This is a genomic window from Micromonospora sp. WMMD1082 (genome assembly GCF_029626175.1).
In the GTDB taxonomy this organism is placed as follows: Bacteria; Actinomycetota; Actinomycetes; order Mycobacteriales; family Micromonosporaceae; genus Micromonospora.
Map to the genome: position 1 here is coordinate 1,703,830 of NZ_JARUBM010000002.1, position 16,279 is coordinate 1,720,108.

General features: G+C 74.2%; 13 protein-coding genes. 3 read left to right on the forward strand and 10 right to left on the reverse strand.

Annotated elements, in window-relative coordinates; genetic code table 11:
- Positions 1 to 5: 5 nt before the first annotated feature.
- Positions 6 to 1,349, reverse strand: a complete 1,344-nt coding sequence (locus tag O7615_RS08060; RefSeq protein ID WP_278176734.1) for an MFS transporter — start codon at positions 1,347 to 1,349, stop codon at positions 6 to 8.
- Positions 1,350 to 1,567: 218 nt separating this feature from the next.
- Here O7615_RS08060 and O7615_RS08065 point away from each other — a divergent pair, with 218 nt between their 5' ends.
- The 3 genes from O7615_RS08065 (at position 1,568) to O7615_RS08075 (ending at position 3,339) form a co-directional block, all read left to right on the forward strand.
- Complete coding sequence (locus O7615_RS08065; protein ID WP_278176735.1) at positions 1,568 to 2,548, forward strand: helix-turn-helix transcriptional regulator; 981 nt, start codon at positions 1,568 to 1,570, stop codon at positions 2,546 to 2,548.
- Positions 2,549 to 2,615: 67 nt separating this feature from the next.
- Complete coding sequence (locus tag O7615_RS08070) at positions 2,616 to 2,852, forward strand: DUF397 domain-containing protein (protein WP_278176736.1); 237 nt, start codon at positions 2,616 to 2,618, stop codon at positions 2,850 to 2,852.
- A gap of 214 nt (positions 2,853 to 3,066) precedes the next feature.
- Entirely contained in the window at positions 3,067 to 3,339 is a 273-nt protein-coding gene (locus tag O7615_RS08075) for a hypothetical protein (RefSeq protein ID WP_278176737.1), read from the forward strand.
- Between the two features lie 140 nt (positions 3,340 to 3,479).
- On the opposite strand, the gene nudC is transcribed toward O7615_RS08075, so the two are convergent.
- From nudC to O7615_RS08120, 9 genes are all read right to left on the reverse strand, one after another.
- The gene (nudC, locus tag O7615_RS08080; protein ID WP_278176739.1) at positions 3,480 to 4,430 is read right to left on the reverse strand and encodes an NAD(+) diphosphatase; all 951 of its coding nucleotides are present in this window, start codon (positions 4,428 to 4,430) and stop codon (positions 3,480 to 3,482) included.
- Positions 4,427 to 5,749: a pitrilysin family protein gene (locus O7615_RS08085; protein ID WP_278176740.1), complete on the reverse strand. Its 1,323-nt coding sequence runs from the start codon at positions 5,747 to 5,749 to the stop codon at positions 4,427 to 4,429. Before O7615_RS08085 ends, nudC begins: the two co-directional genes overlap by 4 nt.
- Positions 5,746 to 7,056 (reverse strand): pitrilysin family protein, encoded by a 1,311-nt coding sequence (locus O7615_RS08090; RefSeq protein ID WP_278176742.1) that lies wholly within the window; start codon positions 7,054 to 7,056, stop codon positions 5,746 to 5,748. Before O7615_RS08090 ends, O7615_RS08085 begins: the two co-directional genes overlap by 4 nt.
- A gap of 84 nt (positions 7,057 to 7,140) precedes the next feature.
- Positions 7,141 to 7,329: a hypothetical protein gene (locus O7615_RS08095; protein ID WP_278176744.1), complete on the reverse strand. Its 189-nt coding sequence runs from the start codon at positions 7,327 to 7,329 to the stop codon at positions 7,141 to 7,143.
- A gap of 214 nt (positions 7,330 to 7,543) precedes the next feature.
- Positions 7,544 to 7,747 carry a cold-shock protein gene (locus tag O7615_RS08100; protein ID WP_013735772.1) on the reverse strand — a complete coding sequence of 68 codons (204 nt, stop codon included), beginning with the start codon at positions 7,745 to 7,747 and terminating at the stop codon, positions 7,544 to 7,546.
- 232 nt (positions 7,748 to 7,979) lie between these two features.
- Entirely contained in the window at positions 7,980 to 11,336 is a 3,357-nt protein-coding gene (locus O7615_RS08105; RefSeq protein ID WP_278176745.1) for an ATP-dependent DNA helicase, read from the reverse strand.
- Positions 11,333 to 14,785: an ATP-dependent DNA helicase gene (locus O7615_RS08110; RefSeq protein WP_278176746.1), complete on the reverse strand. Its 3,453-nt coding sequence runs from the start codon at positions 14,783 to 14,785 to the stop codon at positions 11,333 to 11,335. The genes O7615_RS08105 and O7615_RS08110 overlap by 4 nt, the downstream gene beginning before the upstream one ends.
- A gap of 87 nt (positions 14,786 to 14,872) precedes the next feature.
- A complete protein-coding gene (locus O7615_RS08115) occupies positions 14,873 to 15,418 on the reverse strand; it encodes a TIGR00730 family Rossman fold protein (RefSeq protein ID WP_278176747.1) in 546 nt (181 codons plus the stop codon).
- A 3-nt stretch (positions 15,419 to 15,421) separates the two neighbouring features.
- Positions 15,422 to 16,261 carry a TIGR00730 family Rossman fold protein gene (locus O7615_RS08120; protein ID WP_278176749.1) on the reverse strand — a complete coding sequence of 280 codons (840 nt, stop codon included), beginning with the start codon at positions 16,259 to 16,261 and terminating at the stop codon, positions 15,422 to 15,424.
- Positions 16,262 to 16,279: the final 18 nt, after the last annotated feature.

Genomic DNA, 16,279 nt, shown 5'->3' on the forward strand with positions numbered 1-16,279 from the left:
GGCGGTCAGCGGCCCGGGTTTCTGGGGAGAGCGCCGACCTCGACCTCCCGGGCCTCGGGGGACGGGCGCGGCGCGGGCACCCGGGGATGCGCCGGCGGCCCGGGCGGTGGGCTCAGGTGGCGGCCGCGCCAGAGGTAGTTGCCGGCGAGCAGGGTGGCCAGGCCGACCAGCGCGAAGACCAACCGGTAGTCGAGCACACCGACGAGCAGGGCGCCCAGGCCGATCGAGAGCGCCTGCGGGCACCTGACCACCGCCTCGGCGGCGGCGGCGACCCGACCGAGCAGTTCGGGCGGGGTCCGCCGCTGGACCAGCGTGTGCAGCCCGACCTGGGTCAGCGGCAGCGACAGGCCCGCCATCAGCACCGCGACGAAGCCGAGCCACAGATTCGGGTACGCCAGCATCAGCGCGGCGGGGCCGAAGAGCGCGACACCGGCGGCGAGGGCGCCCAGCTCGCCGACCCGACGCAGCACGGCGGCGGAGAACAGCCCACCGACCAGACCGCCGATGCCCTGCACGGTGAGCAGCACGCCGACGAAGGCCGGCTCCCGGTCGAGCCCCCGGTCGACGTACGCGAAGATCAACGACTCGGTGAAGCCCATCACCAGTGAGCCGAGGCCGTACCCGACCAGCGCCCGGCGCAACGCCGGCTCGCCGGCGAGGTGCCGGAGCCCGGCGACCAGCTCACCCGGCCAACGCAGCTGCGTGGTGGACCCGGGGGCCGGTCCGGCGGGCCGACCGCCCACCCGCGACCAACCGCCCACCCGCGTGGCACGGTCGGCCCGCGAGGCGCCCATCCAGGGCACACCGACCACCAGGGCGGCGACCAGGAAGCCGGCCATCCCGACCGCGGTCAGCAGCCAGCCGCCGAGGGTCACGTAGAGCCCGGCACCGGCCAGCGGGCCGATCAGCCGCAGTCCCTGGCGGACCGTCTGCAACGCGCCGTTGGCCTCACCGAGCAGTTCGGAGGGCACCAGTTCCCGGACCAGCCGGCTGAGCACCGCACCGACCGTGAGGTTCGACAGCCCGTACAGCGCGGCCACCGCGTAGATGATCCACATGTCGCCCGCGTCCCGGACCGCGAGGAGCGGGGTGAGCAGCAACGCCGTCGCGAGGTTGGTGGCCACGAAGAAGGGGCGTCGTGGGTACCGGTCGACGAACCAGCCGACCAGCGGCGCGAACACCCTCGGCGCGATGATCACGAAGATGGTGGCGCCGGCGAGGGCGTCCGATCCGGTGAGGTCCTTCACCCAGACGGCGAGCGCCAGCAGCAGGATCGACTCGGCGGTCATGCTGGCCAACAGTCCGCCGAAGAGCAGGCGGAAGTCCGGGCGACTCAGGACGCTGCGCATTGATCCTCCGGTGACGCGACTCGGGGCGGCAGCCGGCCCGGCCGGGGCCGGCGACCGAGGATCGCATCGGCCGGCGGTCGGGTCAGGTCTGCGTATTTCTGATGACACGCCCTCCGCCGGAACCTCCGGCGCCGGTCGCGACGTCCATACTGACCGTGGGGGGCGAATTTCATACAGTTACCGTCGCGTCCGCGGCGGTCGACGGAAAAGAGGACGCCGTGCCTCCTGCCGTACCCAGCCCGATCCGGCGACGCCGCCGGCTCGGCGGTGAACTGCGCCGGTTGCGCGAGGCTGCCGGGCTCACCGGAGACCAGGTGATCGAACATCTCGGCTGGGCCTCCGCGTCCAAACTGTCCCGGATGGAGAACGGTCGCAGCCGGCCGGACCCGCAGGATGTCCGGGATCTGCTTGATCTGTACGGCGTCGACGACGCACTCCAGTCGGAACTGCTCGGCATCACGCACGAGGCCGGCAACATGCGCGGTTGGCTGAAGGGCTACCCGGCGATGACGCAGCAGCAGCGTGGCTTCGCCGAGTTGGAGGCGGGCTGCGCCGAGATCTCCGAGTACAACCCGGTGCTGGTGCCGGGGTTGTTGCAGACCACCGGGTACGCCCGGGTGCGGATCTCCTCGGCCTCGCAGGTCGACCACGCCGCCGGCGATCCGGAGGCCGACGAGGACATCGAGACCGAGATCAAGGCCCGGTTGGCGCGGCAGGCGGCACTCACCCGGGAGACCGACGCGCCCCGCTACACGGCGGTGTTGGAGGAGACGGCGCTCGGCCACCGGGCCGGGCCGCCCGAGGTGCTCCGGGAGCAGTTGGCGCAGCTCTGCGAGCTGGCCATGCTGCCGAACGTCACGCTGCACGTGCTGCTCCGGGACACCCCGATCGGCCAGTGGTACCTCCCGCCGACCGCGTTCTCGATCTACCGGTTCGCCGATCCCCTCGATCCGGAGACGCTCGCCATCGAAGGTGGCTTCACCGACGTCATGTCGACCGAGCTAATCACTCTAAATCGCTATAAAGTGGTGTTCGAGTGGCTATGCACGGCGGCACTCTCCGCAACGGACACCCTCTCCTGGCTGATCGAGTCCACGGGACGGCTGTCCACGGCGGTGAACCCGCCCACTGTGGCGTTCGGCCCGGCAACGGCGCCGGCCCAGCGCCGAGGATCCTCCGGGCGCCTGACGGAACGGTGACCGACTCCGGACGCCGTCGGGACGTGCGGCGCCACTCGTTCCATCGGTTCACCTCAGGAGCGCAACGATGAACAGATTCCGCAACACGCCGTCCGTCCTCGCCCAACTCGCGGACGCACCCTGGCGCACCAGCACGCGCAGCCAGACCTCCAACTGCGTGGAGGTCGCGCCGCTGTCCAACGGTCCCGCCGCGGTGGCGCTGCGCGACAGCAAGGACCGCGGTGGCCCGGTGCTGCTGTTCAACCGGGCCGGATGGCTGGGCTTCATCTCCGGTGCCAAGAACGGGCAGTTCGACCTGAACTAGCCCGCGGACACCCGCGGGGCCGCCGGCACCTGTGCCGGCGGCCCCGTCGTCGTACCACCCGGGCGACCCCGGTGAGCAGGGATCGGATGATCGGTCGGGGCTGCGAACCGATGGGCGCGTTTCACTTGCTGGGACGCGGACCGGGCGTACGATGGCGGGGTAGTGACGTGGAACTTCCAGCGTTTCACCCGTCGCGACACATCCGGAGACCCACATGCGGTTCCTGATCGTTCGCACCGCCATCCGCGCCGCCGCCGACACCGACATCACGGCCGCCTGGGCCGGAGGTCGCCGGCTGCGGGACGAAACCACCCGGCCCGAGCCGCGCCGTCAGGTCGTCCACGCCGAGGACCTCGACGCCGCGCTGCTGCTGGCTCGGGCGATCTCCACGGTCGGCGCCGTACGATCCGGCAAGCAACGGGTCAAGGTGCTGCCGCTGGACGATCCGCACCACCGACGGGCCGACCCGGGCGGCCCCGGCACCTGAACCACCCGACGTCCGTCGTGGTCGACCGGCTCCCCCGCCGTGTTCCGCACCAGCCGACCACGACGGCCCGTGTCCCCGGCCCGTGACCGCCGCGGCAACGACGGTCACGGGCCGGGGCCGCAAGAACGGCAGGGCCGGTGTCAGCAGTGCCCGTCGAGCCAGCGGTGGATGAGGAACAGCGCGATCGACGACGGCGGCGGCAGGAGCAGCCGGGCACCACCCACGTCGACCGGCCGGTCGGCGAGCGCCGCCCCGATCTCCTGTCGGGAGAACCAGCGCGCCTGGGCGATCTCGACGGGATCGGTCCGCACCGGATGATCCGCGTCGGCGGTGGCCAGGAAGCCGAGCATCAACGAACCGGGGAACGGCCATGCCTGGCTGCCCGCGTACGCGATGTCGGAGACCGGGACGCCGACCTCCTCGTGTACCTCCCGCAGCACCGCGGCCTCGGCCGACTCCCCCGGCTCCACGTAACCGGCCAGGCAGGAAAACCGGCGCCGCCCCTCCGCGCTGGGCCAGGTGGCGTTGTTGCCGAGCAGGCACCGCCCGTCGACGCCGTCGACCCCGTCGTGCACGAGCACGATCATCGCCGGATCGGTCCGCGGCCACACCCGCTCGCCGGTACGGTCCACCCTGGACCAGCCGGCCTCGTCCGCCCGGGTCGACTCGCCCGTGATCGGATGGTAGAGATGCCGCAGGTGCCAGTTGGTCAGCGCCAGCGCCGTGGTGAAGAGGCCGGCGTCGCGGTCGCTGAGCAGGTGACCGATGTCCCTCAGGTGGGCCGGCCGGGTGTCCGGCACGGTCGCCAGCGCGGTGTGCACGCAGAAGACCGGCACCCCGTCCGGTTCGACGCCGAGGAACATCGCCCCGGCGGCGAGCGCCGGCGGCAGGCCGTCGGCCTCCACCAGCACCAGCGCCGGCACGGAGCTGTCGGTACGCACCAGGGCCCGCCCGCCGGCCTCGACGTCGAGGACCAGCACCCGCGCACCGGCCCACGCGTGGGCCAGCCACTGCGGATCGGTACGCCGGTGCGCGCTCCGGTCCAGCGTGGAACGGGCCAGCGGCGGGCTGGTTTCCCCGTGCTGGTTCACGGCTCCACCGGCACGGCCTCGACCCTGGTCAGGGTGCCCAGGGACGCCGCAACCCGCTCGGCGTCGCCGAGCACGACGGTGACCGCCCGCGACGGGGCGAGGTAGCGGGCCGCCGCCCCGGTGACGTCGTCGACGCTCACCTTCGCCAGCCGGGCCGCGTGTTCGGCCAGGAAGTCCAGCCGCAGCCCGTTGCCGGCGTACGCGCTGACCAGCGACGCCAGCCCCGCCTGGGTGGAGATGCCGAGCTGGAGCGTGCCGAGGGCGTACTGCCGGGCCTGTTCCAACTCCTCCGGCGCGGGCGGCACGGTGGCGAGCCGGCCCAACTCGTAGCTCGTCTCCAGCAGCGCCGGCGCGGTCACCTCGGTGGCCACCTCGGCGGCCGCCACCAGCACCGAGCCGGCCACCGAGTGCTCGATCAGCGAGTGCGGCCCGTACGTGTAGCCCTTGTCCTCACGGATGTTCTCCACCCAGCGGGAGGAGAAGTACCCACCGAAGATCAGGTTGGCCAGTTGCAGGGCGGCATGGTCGGGGTGCGTACGCGGCACCGCCGGCAGCGCCACCCGCATCGACGACTGCACCGAACCGGGCCGGTCGACCAGCAACAGCGGGCCGGGCTCCAGCGGCGGGGCCGGCGGCACGTCGGCGGTGTGACCGGCGCCGTCCCAGCCGCCGAGGGCCTTCTCGGCCGCGTCCAGGGCCCGCTCCGGGCGCACGTCGCCGACCAGCACGAGCACCGCACCCGCCGGGTGTACCCGCTGGGCGTGCAACGTCCGCAACGCGCCCGGACGGACGGCCCTGACCTGCTCCGGGTCCGGCGTCTGGACGGCGTACGGGTGGCGGCCGTAGATCCGCCTCAGCAGCGCCGTACGGGTCAGGTGCGCCGGCTGGCTCCGGGCGACCTGGATCCCGTCGACCAGCCGGTCGCGCTCGACGCCCACCCACTCGGCGGGGTAGCTGGCGCCGGTGAGCACCTCGGCGAGGATCTCCAGCATCCGGTCCAGCCCGGTGGCCAGCCCGGCCCCGGAGATCATCAGCCGGTCCGGATCGAGCCCGGCGGCGAGCCCACCGCCGATCCGCTGCAGCTCCGCGGCGATCTGCACGCTGCTCATCGTCTCCGTGCCGGAGAGCAGGGTCTGCGTGAGCAGGTGACCACGGGCCAGGTGGGCCCGTCCGAAGGGCATCCAGAGCCGCAGCTCCACCAGCGGGACCGCCGGCCGGCGCACCACGATCACGGTGAGCCCGTTGTCGAGCGTGCGCTCCACCTGCCGGGGCAGCTTGAGCCGGCGGTTCGGCCCGAGCGGCGGCAGCGGCCGGCTCATTGGGCACCTCCGGGAATGACCTCGACGGACGCGCGGTGCTCCGGGCGCAGGGTGGCGGCGGCCGCGCGGACCTGCTCGTCGGTGACCTCACCGATCAGCCGCGGCAGTTCGCCGAGCAGGCCCGGCTCACCGCGCTGCTGCTCCAGCACCGCCATCCGGAGCGCGCGGCCGAGCACCGCGTCGGCGTCGCGCAGCAGGTGGGTGGCCATCCGGGCCTGGGTGCGGGCCAACTCGCCGTCGCCGGGACCGTCCGTGGCGAGCCGGTCCAGTTCCTCGTCGACGGTGCGCAGCACCTTGTCCACGTCGCCGCTCGGCGGCAGGTGCGCCTGGAGCAGCAGGGCCGTGGGGTCGCGTACGTCGAACGGGTCTCCCATGAACCCGAGGTACCCGCCCACGCTGGTCACCGCGCGGTCCCGGTGTACCAGCCGCTCGACCAGCCGGGACGCGTCACCGTCGGTGAGCACCTCGGCCAGCACCACGTACGGCAGGTAGGCGGCGAAGTCGCCGACCGGGTCGGGCACCCGCCACGCCGACGCCACCGCCGGCAGCGGGGCCAACCGATCGGTGTACGCGGTGCGCCGCTCGGCGGTCGGCCCCGGCTCGGCGAAGTCCGGCCGGCCGGGCGCCGCGCGGCCCGGAACGTCGCCGAAGTGCCGCTCGATCAGCGTGACGGCCTCGGTGACGTCGATGTCCCCGCTGACCGCGAGCACCGCGTTGCCGCTGGCGTAGTAGCGCCGGAAGAAGTCGTCGGCGTCGGCGACGGTCGCCGACTCCAGATCGTCGAAGGAGCCGTACCCGTCGTGCGCGTTGGGGAAGGTGTCGAACATGACCGGCGGCAGGGTCAGCCAGGGGAAGCCGCCGTAGGGCCGGTTGAGCACGTTGACCCGGATCTCCTCCTTGACCACGTCGATCTGGTTGCGCAGGTTCTCCTCGGTCAGCCGGGGGCCGCGCATCCGGTCCGCCTCCAGGAACAGCGCCCGCTCCAGGGCGTTGCTCGGCAGGGTCTCGAAGTAGTCGGTGTAGTCCAGGTGGGTGGAGCCGTTGAAGGTGCCGCCCGCGCCCTGTACGTACCGGAAGTGAGCGAGCTTCTCCAGGTTCTCCGAACCCTGGAACATCAGGTGCTCGAAGAGGTGGGCGAAGCCGGTACGCCCCTCGGGCTCGGAGCGTATGCCGACGTCGTAGACGACCGCCACCCCGATGACCGGGGCGCTGCGATCCGGGGTGAGGACGACCCGTAGGCCGTTGTCGAGGGTGAACCGCTCGACCGGATACCTCGTCGCTGGGATTCTCGCTCTGCGGGTCGGCACGGATCCGACCCTAACGTCTCGGCGCGTCCGGGACGGCCACCTGCCGACAGCCGGCCGGGCGCCGGCGGTATCCGGCCGCCCCGGTCAGCCCACCGCGCCGTCCGGCCGATCGGTCGACACCGACGGCCCGCGCACTTCCACCAGGCCGGACGGGGCGGACCCACCCGGCGTGACCGGCCAGGGTGTGAACGCCGCCACCGTGGCGAGCAGCAACCCGACGACCGCCACCGCGACCACCAGGAGCAGTTCGCGCAACGCTGCGGAGCCCAGCATGGTCGTCCCTCCCGCACGAGCCGATCCCCCGCGGCTCTTCCCGCGGGCCCAGCCTCGCCCAGCCGGGCGGTGGTCACAGTCGTCCACCCGACGGTACGACGGCTGATTGCCGACTCAGGGTTCCACCGTTAGCGGCCCGATACGCCGACGGCCGGGCCGCCGCCGGTGCGTACTGCTCCGACGATGACCCGGCCGGTGACCGGTGACCCTGGGGTCAGAGCGGACGGATGTTCTCCGCCTGCGGGCCCTTCTGGCCCTGGACGACCTCGAACTCCACCCGCTGGTTCTCGTCCAGGCTGCGGTAGCCGGAGGACTGGATTGCCGAGAAGTGGGCGAAGACGTCCGCGCCGCCGCCGTCCGGGGTGATGAAGCCGAAGCCCTTGTCAGCGTTGAACCACTTGACGGTGCCAATAGCCATGCTTGTTTCGTCTCCTTGACGGAACGTCAACCCCACACCTGTTGTGGGGTTGAAAGAGGAATGTCCCGTGCGAACGTGCCCGGAACGCCTGTCGCTGCTGGTCGCCCCGCCCGGAGAAGTCCGGACATAACAAAGAGCGCCTGGGGCCACAATCCGCCAGGCGCAAACAGAGCTGGTAACCAAAACTGCAACGCGGGAACCCTACCACGGATCTGGGGCGAGCAACATAGCCTCACGGCAACTCGGGAACCGACCGGATCAACCTGGTCAGCCCGTCGGCGTCGAGCAGGTCCGCCGGCCGGACCGTCGCGCCGTCCCGCACGTAGTGGAAGGCCGCGCCGACCCGGTCGACCGGCACGCCGGCCAGCTCGGCCCAGGCCAGTCGGTAGACCGCCAACTGCACCGCGGCCACCTCGGCGGCCCTGCCGTCGGGGCGGGCGCCGGTCTTCCAGTCGACCACGTCGAAGCGGTCGCCGGGGCGACGGAACACGGCGTCCATCCGGCCGCGGACGACCACGCCGCCGATCACCGTGGCGAACGGCACCTCCACCTCGACCGGTGTCCGGTCCGCCCACTCGCTCGCCAGAAAGCGCCGCTGAAGCTCGGCCAACTCCTCGTCCGGCGCGGCGTCGGCGTCCGCCGCCCCCGGCAGTTCGTCGGTGTCGAGCAGCCGGTCCGCCCCGAACCGCTGCTCCAACCAGGCGTGGAACGCGGTGCCCCGGCGGGCGTACGGGTTGGGCTCGGTCGGCAGCGGCCGGCGCAGTGCCCGGGCCAGCGCCGCCGGATCCCGGCGCAGCGCGACCAGTTGCGTCACCGACAGGTGCTCGGGCAGCGCCACCTCGATCGGGCCGGAGAGCCGGCTCAGCTCCGCCCGCTCGGCGAGCAGCAGATCGGCCTCCCGCCGCCACCGGGCCACCTCCGGATCCCCGGCCGCCGTGCCCTCGGGCTCGACCACAGCGTCCCCGTCGGTCAGGAAGCGGCGTACCAGTGCCGCCGCCTCCGTGAGCGTCGGACGGCGGACGCCGAGCGGGTCGGCCGGCCACTCGGCCCGCAGCACCACCTCGCTGGTCGGGTTCACCGCGTCCGGCGCGGGTTCCGGCGTCCACTCGTCGACCAGGTGACCGGCGCCGCCGTCCAGACATGCGCCGTGCACCTCACGCAGCAACGCCGACGGCCCGCGCGGCCGCTTGGTGCCCGCGCCCCACCAGTGGCCCGAACAGAGCAGCAGGCGGCGCGGACGGGTCACCGCCACATACGCCAGCCGCCGCTCCTCCCGCTCGTCGTGGGCCCGCCAGGCGGCGGTGAAGTCCTCCACCGCCCGGACCACGCCGCGCTGGTCGTCCGCCTCGGCCAGGGCCAGCTCGGGCAGCCCGTCGGCGTCGCCGCGCAGCGGGAACGGCAGCGCGCCCAGCCCGCCAAGCCAGTGGTCCGTGTTGCGGACCGGCCCCGGCCACACCCCCCGACTCAGCCCGGCCACCGCGACCACGTCCCATTCCAGCCCCTTGGCGGCGTGCGCGGTGAGGATCTGCACCGCCCCCTCGACCACCTCCACCTCGCCCGGTGCGAGGCCACGCTCCTCGTCCTCGGCGGCGGCGAGATAGGCCAGGAAGCCGGCGAGCGTCGCCCCCGGTGACTCCCCACTGAACCGGGCGGCCACGTCGCCCAGCGCGTCCAGGTGGCCCCGGGCCAGGCCGGCGTCGCCGGCGCCGCCCCGTCCGGCGCGCACCGCCACCTCCACGTCCAGGCCGGTGGTCCGCTCCACGTCCGCGATCAGCTCCGGCAGCGACTGGTCCAGCCGGTAGCGGAGCAGGCCCAGTTCCCGGGCGTACGCCCGCAGCCGCGCGTACCCCTCGGCCGAGTACGCCTGGGCGGGGCCCAGGTCGGCCAGCGCCTCGACCAGGGTGGCCTCGTCGAGGCGGTCCGGGGTGATCTCCGCAGCCTCGTCGTCGGCGAGCTTGCGACGGGCCGCCGCGATGCCCCTGGCCCGGCGGTGCAGGGCGACCAGGTCCCGGGGGCCGATCCGCCACCGGGCGCCGGTCAGCAGGCGCAGCAGCGCCGCACCGTCGGTCGGGTCGGCCAGCACCCGCAGGGTGCACACCACGTCGCGCACCTCCGGGGTGTCCAGCAGGCCGCCCAGCCCGACCACCTCGACGGGCAGGCCGCGCTCGCGCAACGCGGCGGCGATCGGCGGGATCTGGCTGCGCAGCCGGACCAGCACCGCCGTGGTCGGGCGCCGCGTGACCGGGATCTGCTCGGGCAGCGCCTGGGGTGTCCCGGCCGCGCCCCGCCAGGCGGCCAGCAGGCTGTCGGCGATCCAGTCGGCCTCGTCGGCGTACGTCGGCAGCAACGCGCAGTGCACGGTGCCGGCGGCGGTGCCGCGCGGGCTGCGGTGCGGGATCGGTTCGCGGACACTGAGCGCGGCGTGCAGCTCGGGCACCCGGGCGCCGGCCGCCCGCAGCGGGGTGGCCAGTGCGTTCGCCACCGCGAGGATCTCCGGGCGGTTGCGCCAGCTGGTGGTCAGCCCGAGCACCCGGGCCGGCGTGCCGTCGGCGCGGGCGAACTCGGCCGGGAAGCGGTCCAGCGTGCCGGCGCTGGCACCCCGCCAGCCGTAGATGGACTGGCAGGGGTCGCCCACGGCGGTCACCGGATGCCCCCCGCCGAACAGCGCGCCGAGCAGCACCACCTGGGCGTGGCTGGTGTCCTGGTACTCGTCGAGCAGCACCACGCGGTAGCGGCTGCGCTCGATCTCGCCGACGGCCGGGTGGTCGCGGGCCACCCGGGCGGCCCGGGCGAGCTGGTCGGCGAAGTCCATCGCCTCGAAGTCGTCCTTGCGGCGGGCGTACGCGCGCACCAGGGGCAGCAGCTTCAGCCGGGTCTGCTGGAGCGCGAGGGCCCGTCGCACGTCGGCGTAGACCCGCCCCGGGCGGGACTGGACGTCGGCGAAGAAGCGGCCGGTCCAGGCGGCCAGCTCGTCCGGGTCGACCAGGTGCTCGTCCAGCTCGCCGGCGAGCGCCAGCACCGCGTCGGTGACCGTGCTGGGCATCCGGTCCACCTCGGACATGTCCCCGTCGTAGTTGCGCACGATCAGGTCGACCAACTGCCAGCGGGACGCCTCGGTGAGCAGCCGGGTGGAGGGCTCGTAACCGGCGCGCAGCCCGTGCTCGGTGACGATCCGCCCGGCGTACGAGTGGTAGGTGGCCACCGTGGGCTCTCCCGCGAGGGGGTCGTCGAGCGGATCCCGCCCGCGCCGACCCAGCCGGCGGACCAGCTGGTCCAGCCGGGTACGCACCCGGTGCGCCAGCTCGCCGGCGGCCTTGCGGGTGAAGGTGAGGCCGAGCACCTGCTCCGGCCGGACGTACGAGTTGGCCACCAGCCAGACCACCCGGGCGGCCATCGTCTCGGTCTTGCCCGAGCCGGCGCCGGCGACCACCAGCAGCGGTTCGACCGGGGCGGCGATGATCGCCGCCTGTTCCCGCGTCGGCGCCGGCAGGCGCAGCAGCTTCGCCAGCTCCACCGGCGTGTACCGGGGACCGGCGTCGGCCGTCCGGGGCGCCGGCGCGGCGGGGTTGAACAGGGCGGGCTGGGTCACGGCTCGACCACCTGCCGCCCCTGCCCGGAGACCGGGCAGCTGGTGCGCACCGGGCACGTCCGGCACTTCGAGTTGGCGACCGCGGCGAAGGTGGCGGCGGCCATCGTGTCGGCGGTACGGCGTACCAGTGCGGTGGCCCAGCCGGCCTCGGGGCCGTCGGTGGCGGGCGGCTGGGCCTGCTCCCGGGCGTCCTTCGCGCCGGTGCCGAGCTGCACCAGGGCCGCGCCGCCGGGCTCGTCGCCGAACTCGGCGAACGCGCCCGCCTCCACCGCCGCCTGGTAGGCGCCCAGCTGCGGATGCTCGGCCACCTCGTTCTCGGTGACGGCGGTGGACTTGCCGGTCTTCAGGTCCACCACCACCAGCCGGCCGTCCGCGTCGACCTCCAACCGGTCCACCCGGCCGGTCAGCTGCACCGGCCGGTGCGGGTCGTCGAGGCGTACCGCGAACTCGTGCTCGATGGCGAGCAGCCGGCGCGGGTTGGCGGCCAGCCAGCGCAGCAGCTTGTCGACCATCGCCTCGGCGCGGGCCCGCTCCGGCCCCACCATCCACCGGGCCGCCAGCTCGATCGCGTCGAACCGCGCGGCCACGTAGTCCAGCAAGGCTCCCCGGTCGGCGCTGGCGTCCTCGGCGAGCATCGCCGCCGCGTGCACCAGGTTGCCGACGCCCTGCGCGGTGCTGGCCGGCGGGCTGCCGCCGTGCCGCTCCAGCAGCCAGCGCAGGCTGCACCGCAGGGCGCTCTCCATCGCCGACGGGGTGACCCGGACGGGCTCCCCGTCGTCCACCAGCGGCCGATCGTCCGACAACGGACGCAGTCCCCACCAGTCGTCGGGGTGCGCGCCGGGCACCCCGGCGGCGGCCAGCCGGGCCAGTTCGGCCGCCGCCGCGTGCCGCCGGGCGAGCGGCGCCGCCGGATCGGCGACGGCGGTACGCAGCTCCGCCACCAGCGCGGGCAGCGTGAGCGCCCGAGGCGGCCGACTCAGCGGCAGCGTGCGCGGCCCGGCGGGTGCGGCGTCGGACCCGCTCACCGGGTCCGGCGCGGGCTCGTCGTGCGAAATGCGGTGCGGCGGCGGGGCGCCCGTCGGACCGGGCGGGCCGGGCGGATCGGGCGGGCCGGGCTCGTCGGGCGGGCCGGGCTCGTCGGGCGGGCCGGGCTCGTCGGGCGGGCCGAGTTCGTAGAGGAATCGGCTGGGCTGCTCCTCGTGGTCGTCGCCGCCCACGGCCGCGGAGGCGACCGCGCTGACCAGCAGTCGCCGCCGGGCACGGGTCACCGCGACGTGGAACAGCCGTCGTTCCTCGTCGAGCAGCGCCGAGGTCTGACCGACCAGGGCGGCCACCGCACCGGCGCCGGCCGCCCGGCCGGCCAGCACGTCGACCAGGCGTTCCGAGCCGAGCAGGCTGCCGCGCAACCGCAGGTCCGGCCAGACGCCCTCCTGCACCCCCACCACCGCGACCAGGTCCCACTCCAGGCCCTTGGCGGCGTGCGCGGTGAGCAGACGTACCGCGTCGCCCCGGTCGGCGGCCGGCGCGAGGGTGTCGGCGGGCAGTTCCTGGCCGAGCACATGGTCGAGGAAGACCTCGGTACGCGCGCCCGGCAGACGATCGGTGAAGCGGGCGGCGGCGTCGAAGAGGACCATCACGGCGTCCAGGTCGCGGTCGGCCGCCTCGGCCCGACGCCGCCGGGCGAGATCACCCTCACCGGCCACGGCCGGGCCCCGGGTCAGCGCGGCGGACCACAGCTCGGCCAACCCGCTGGCCCGCCAGACGGCCCAGAGGACCTCCTCGGCGGTGGCGGCCGGCCGCGCGGCCGCCTCCCGGGCGACGGCCAGCAGCCCGGCCACCGTCTGCGCCGGCTCGGCCCACCGCCGCTCGACGCCGGCCAGCTCGGCCGGGTCGCGCAACGCCTCGACGATCAGCTCGCCGGAGGGCCGGCGGTTGCCACCGGCCAGGGCGAGGGTGCGCAGGCCCTGTCGCAGTCGCCGTTCGGCCAGCGGATCGGCGCCGCCGAGGGGCGAGTGCAGCAGCGCGACGGCGGCCTCCTCGTCGAGCCGCTCCGGCTCCAGCGCGCAGCGCAGCAGGAGCAGCAGCGGCTCGACCGCCGGTTGCAGGTGCAGTGGGAGATCCTCACCGTGCACCACGGTCGGCACGCCGGCCGCGTGCAACGCCCGGCGCAGCCCGGGCAACTGCCGGGCGGTCGAGCGGACCAGCACCGCCATCCGCCCCCAGGGCACCCCGTCGAGCAGGTGCGCCGCGCGCAACGCGTGCGCCAGCCAGGCCGACTCGCTGGTGGCCGAGGAGAAGGTGTGGACCTCCACCGCGCCGGCCGGTGCGTCCGGCAGCGGTCGCAGTCGCCGGTGCGCCGCCGGGCCGCGCAGCCGCCGGGCCAGCCGGGCGGAGGCGGCCAGCAGCCGCTCACCGGCGCGGTAGCTGGTGGTCAGCAACACCTGCGCGGCGGGCGCGCCGGAGGCGGTGCGGAACCGGTGCGGGAAGGTCGTGACGCCGGCCGGGTCGGCGCCACGGAAGGCGTACGTGGAGGAGTCGGGATCGGCGAAGGCGACCAGCGGGATCCCGCCGCTGGCGACGGTGCCCAGCAGGTCCAGCTGCGCGGGATCGGTGTCGGCGAGTTCGTCGACGTAGACGTACGCCAGTCGGCGCCGCTCGGCGGCCAGCAGCTCCGGATCGTCACGCAGCATCCCGGTGGCCGCCCGGACCAGCTCCGCCGGGTCGTAGGCGACCGAACCCCGGTTGGCCACGTCACGCAGGGCCAGCACGGCGACGTACTGCCGGAGGAAGCGGGCGGCGGCCGGCCAGTCGGCACGGCCGAGCTTCTCGCCGAGCCGGGCCAGCTCGACCGGCCCCACCCCGCGCTCGGCGGCCCGCATCAGCAGGTCACGCAGTTGAGCGGCGAATGCCCGGGTACGCAGGGCCGGGCGCAGGTCCGCCGGCCAGCCGACCGGGTCGTCGTCGGCCTCCTCGCCGGGCTCCTCGCCGATCACGTCCAGCAGCTCACGGATGATCAGATCCTGCTCGGGGCCGGTGAGCAGCCGAGGCGACGGTTCGCCCCGCTCGGCGGCGGCGCGGCGCAGCAGCCCGAAGGCGTACGCGGGGAAGGTGCGCACCAGCGGCTCGCGCACCACCAGCTGCCCGGTCGCGGCGATCCGCGCCTCGATCCGGTGCCGCAGGTCCGCCGCGCCGCGCCGGCTGAAGGTGAGCACCAGGATCCGCTCCGGGTCGACTCCCTCACCGACCCGCGCGGCGACCGCCTCGACGAGCGTCCGGGTCTTTCCGGTGCCCGGTCCCCCGAGGACGAGCATCGGCCCGTCGGTGTGTGCGATGACCTCCGCCTGGCCCGGGGTGGCCGGCGGCTGGGCGGCAGCCGAGGGCGGCCCAGTGGACGGGCCGCTCCCCTCGGTCGGCCCCGCGGGCCGACGCACCAACCGGTACGCCTGCATCCCGCCATCCCATCACGGCCCTGCGACACCGCCCGACGCGCCACACCCTCGGGCGCGCCCACCACACCCGCACCTGCCGACCACCGCTCAGGTGAGCTGGGATTCGAGGACGTCGAGGGCGGCGGGGACGGTGTCGGCCAGCCGGAGCAGTTCGAAGCCGGCGGGCTTGAGAAAGGACTGGTCGGTCACGTTCCGCAGCCAGTCCAGCAACGGGCCGTAGAAGCCGTCGGTGTCGACCAGCACCATCGGTTTGTGGTGCAGGGCGAGCGTCGCGGTGGTCCAGACCTCGAAGAGTTCGTCCAGGGTGCCGAGCCCACCCGGCAGCGTGAGGAAGGCGTCCGACTTCTCGATCATGAGGATCTTCCGGCTGGCCATCGTGTCGGTGACCAGCAGCTCGTCGGAGGCGAGGTCGGCGACCTCCAGGTCGACCAGCGCCTGCGGGATGACGCCGACGGTGCGCCCGCCCGCCGAGCGGGCGCCGTCGACCAGCGCGCCCATCATCCCGACGCAGCCGCCGCCGCTGACCAGGGTGTGCCCGCGCCGGGCGATCTCCGCGCCGGTGGCGGCGGCGAGATCGAGCCAACGCTGGTCGAGCGTACGGGAGGAGGCGCAGAACACGCAGACCGCGGCCACCGGTCAGCGCTCCGTGGACTCGTCCGCCGCGGCCTGCTGATCGGCGGCAACCCGGGCGACCGCCTCCTCGCGTACCGCCTCCTGCTCGACGTTGAGGGCCGCCTCGGCCTCCACGATGTGCCGCACCGCCGCGGCGACGTCGTCGGTGACGCAGATCAGCTCCAGGTCGACCGGGCCGATCTTCCCCTCCGCGGCCATCGTGTCGCGCAACCAGTCGAGCAGTCCCTGCCAGTACTCCGTGCCCATCAGCACCACCGGGAACCGGGTGACCTTGCCGGTCTGCACCAGGGTGAGCGCCTCGAAGAGTTCGTCCAGGGTGCCGAACCCGCCGGGCAGCACGACGAACGCCTGCGCGTACTTGACGAACATGGTCTTGCGGGCGAAGAAGTAGCGGAAGTCGATGGCCAGGTCGACCCACTCGTTGATGCCCTGCTCGAAGGGGAGTTCGATGCCGAGACCGACCGAGTGGCCGCCGGCCTCACTCGCCCCCCGGTTGGCCGCCTCCATCACGCCGGGGCCCCCACCGGTGATCACCGCGTACCCGGCCCGGGCCAGTGCCGCGCCCAGCGCCTCGGCGAGTTGGCACTCGGCGCTGTCGGGCTTGCTGCGGGCCGAGCCGAAGACGCTGACCGCCGGCGGCAGGTCGGCCAGCGTGTCGAAGCCCTCCACGAACTCGGAGAGGATGCGCAGCGCCCGCCAGGCGTCCCGGGTCTTCCAGTCGGCACGCGCCCGCGAGTCCAGCAGACGCTGGTCGGCGGTGCTCCTGGTGAGCGATTGACGACGGAGTGTGACGGGGCCTCGATGCCTCTCCTGTCCCTGTTCGCGCCGGTTGTTCTGGGTCATGGGAGCAACCGTAGTGGA